The organism is Streptomyces mayonensis (assembly GCF_018982965.1).
GTDB lineage: Bacteria > Actinomycetota > Actinomycetes > Streptomycetales > Streptomycetaceae > Streptomyces > Streptomyces mayonensis.
Genome location: NZ_JACBYP010000246.1, coordinates 1 through 2,725 on the forward strand (window position 1 = coordinate 1; position 2,725 = coordinate 2,725).

Below are 2,725 nucleotides of genomic sequence, written 5' to 3' on the forward strand. Positions count from 1 at the left end.
GTCTCCTGGGGGGGCGCGGGACTGCGACGGGGGCGGGCAGGAGCGGCAGCGGGCGCGTCACCGGGAGTCGCGCGCCTCCCGCCCGCGGATCATGAGGGCGGCCCGCTTGCCCGGAAGGTCCACCTCACCGGCCGACCGGAACCCGGCACCGAGAAACGCCGCGACGGACGGTCTGTTGCGCACGTCGGGTTCGGCCAGGACACGGGTGCACGCGGGGCGCCCCTCGAGGATCAGGTCGGCAACGGTCCTGATCAGCGCTGTTCCGATGCCCCGCCCACGGTCGGTCTCCTCGCCGATCAGGACGTGGACGCCGGTGTCGTGCGGCCGGACCGGGCAGTACCGGGCGAGCGGGTCGAGGTCCGCCCGGTAGATCTCCCAGTAGCTCATCGGCACCCCGTCCAGCGTTCCCAGGCACGGGACGCTGCGTCCGTCGCCGGCCAGTTGGGCCCGCACGTGCTCCCCGGTCACGCTCTGCGGTCCGGTCAGCTCCCAGTACGCGGCGACCGCGGGGTCGTTCATCCAGCGGGCGACGAGCGGCAGGTCCCGTCCGGCGTCTACGGGCACCAGGTGGAACACGCCCTTGGAGGTGACGACCGGCCCCCAGTGGCCGACGCGGTCGAGGAGGTCCGCGCGGGCACCGGCCGCCCCGGCACCGGCCGGATCGAGTCCCGCGTCCCCGAAGGAGGCGCCGAACTCGGCGGGAAGGTGCAGGTCCAGGGTGTCCTCGGCGCTCCCGTCGGTGGAAGTCACGGCTCGCTCCTTCGGAGAGGTCGGATACGGAAGGGTGCAGAACGGCAAGGGAAGGAGGCTGGGTAACGAGGGGAGGCGGCGGGTGGCAGCCGGTCAGGCGTGCAGCGGATTGGCGATGGTGACGTAGACGGACTGGGTGTCCACGGGGCCGACGAGTTCGTCGAGGCCGTGCATCCGCGTCAGCAGGTTCGCCTTGCAGCGCAGGACCGGCGAGTCGAGGAGGCGCACGGGCAGCGAACCGCCCACTGGGGCGGCGCCGGAGGCGAGCGCTCCGAGGAAGCGGCGGAAGGCCGCCAGCAGCAGCTCCTCGTCGACCAGTCGCTGGGAGCCGAAGGCGCCGATGAGACCGAACACGTTGTTGACGGCGAGGTAGTACGCGAAGCGCTCGTCGGTGACGTCGTCGGCCACGAAGGTGTCGCTGCGTTCGCCGATTCCGGGCAGCCGGGCGTCGAGTTCCGCCCGCCGGGAGTCGCGGAAGTAGTAGCCCTGGTTGTCGCGGTAGCGGCCCCCGGCCGGCCAGCCGTCGGTGTCCAGCAGGACGAGCGTGTTCTGCTGGTGCGCCTCCAGTGCGATCCCCGCACGGGCGTCCAGCCACAGGACGGGATGTACCACGTGGTGGAGGTAGCGCAGGAACCATTCGACAGCGACGGCGCCGCGCGGGCGCCCGGTCCGGGCGGCGAGCCCCGAGACCACCGACGCCAGCCGGGAACGAGGGACGGGAGCGGCAGGGGCGGGCCCGGCCGCCGTACCCGCCCGCGGGTGTGGCCGCCACGCCACGAGACCTGCCAGGCAGGAGACGTCGTCCGAAGGCCGGAAGGGGTTGTGCCGGACGACGACGTCGAGTCCCTGCACGGGAGTGCCGTCCGGTGCGTCGACGGCGAGCCAGGCCGGGTCGCGGACGATGTCGAAGTCCGGGTGGGCGGCCTGCCACTGGGCGGAGAGACCACCGCGCAGCAGACGGTGGACCTCGACGCCGCGGTGGAGTTCCTTACGGAGGTTCTCCCGGCGGGAGTTGGTGATCCGCAGGGCCAGCGAGAGCTTGAGCATGGCGGGGGCGCCGGTGCGGTGGACGGTGCGCACGGAGGATGTGGGATGCCACGCCGCACCCCGCACCCCGAGGTCCCTGATCAGCCCGGCGTCCAGCAGTGCGGCGGTCTCCGGCCGCCGGCACACCGCGCGGAACTGCCAGGGGTGCAGCGGCAGGAGGGCGTACCCGTCCGGGGGCGTCGGCACCTCCGGTGGGGTCGGCCCGTCCGGTGGGGCATACCCGTCCGTCGCGAGCCGCTCGGTGAGCGCGGGCGCGGTGACCGGTCGGCCGCGCTCGGTCCAGGCGGAGTCGGAGGCGAGCACGGACGGGGCGAGGGCCACCCAGTGGAGGGGGAAGGCACCGCGCAGTTCGGGTGAGTACCGCCGTGCCTCCGACTCCGTCAGGCCCTCGCGGCTCTTCGGGGTGGGGTGCAGCGGGTGCCCGAGGACGAGCGCCTGCTCGGCGGTGAGGAACAGGTCGCAACCGGCGTCCGCGCCACCGGCTCGGGCACCCGCGCCGGTGGCTGAGCGCTCCCCGCGTTCACGGAGGAACAGGGCGGTCCGGCGTACGGAGTCGGCGACGCGTACGACGAGGTCGGGGCCGTCGGGCCCCGGGGCGCCGGACCTCTCGCGCACGAGCAGCGCGGCCAGCGTGACCGCGTCCACCGGCGGCGCGGAGGCGGGAGCGCCGACGGGGCGCGGCGGGCCGAAACTGTGCCGCCCGGTCGGTGACCAGTAGCGGACCGGAACGGCCAGGGCCGTACCGCTGGCGGGGAGCGGTACGTGCAGTACTCCGTCGCGGGGAGCGGGTACGTCCGCTTCACGGACCCAGCAGCGCAGCAGGTTCTCCGTGGCCGCCGCCTGGGCGGCTGTGTGGGGGTCGGGGTGGTCCAGAGGATCGTCCGGGGCGACCTGCTCGGCTTCCGGGACGGTGGTGGGGGGAGCCGCG

The 2,725-nt window shown here is 74.2% G+C and carries 2 protein-coding genes; both read right to left on the reverse strand.

Features of this window, described 5'->3' with window-relative positions; translation table 11 throughout:
• Positions 1-57: 57 nt before the first annotated feature.
• Positions 58-750 (reverse strand): GNAT family N-acetyltransferase, encoded by a 693-nt coding sequence (locus HZS56_RS37605; protein WP_216725292.1) that lies wholly within the window; start codon positions 748-750, stop codon positions 58-60.
• Between the two features lie 93 nt (positions 751-843).
• Positions 844-2,725, reverse strand: a 1,882-nt coding sequence (locus tag HZS56_RS37610; RefSeq protein ID WP_374201249.1) for an IucA/IucC family protein, incomplete at its 5' end; no start/stop codon positions are given.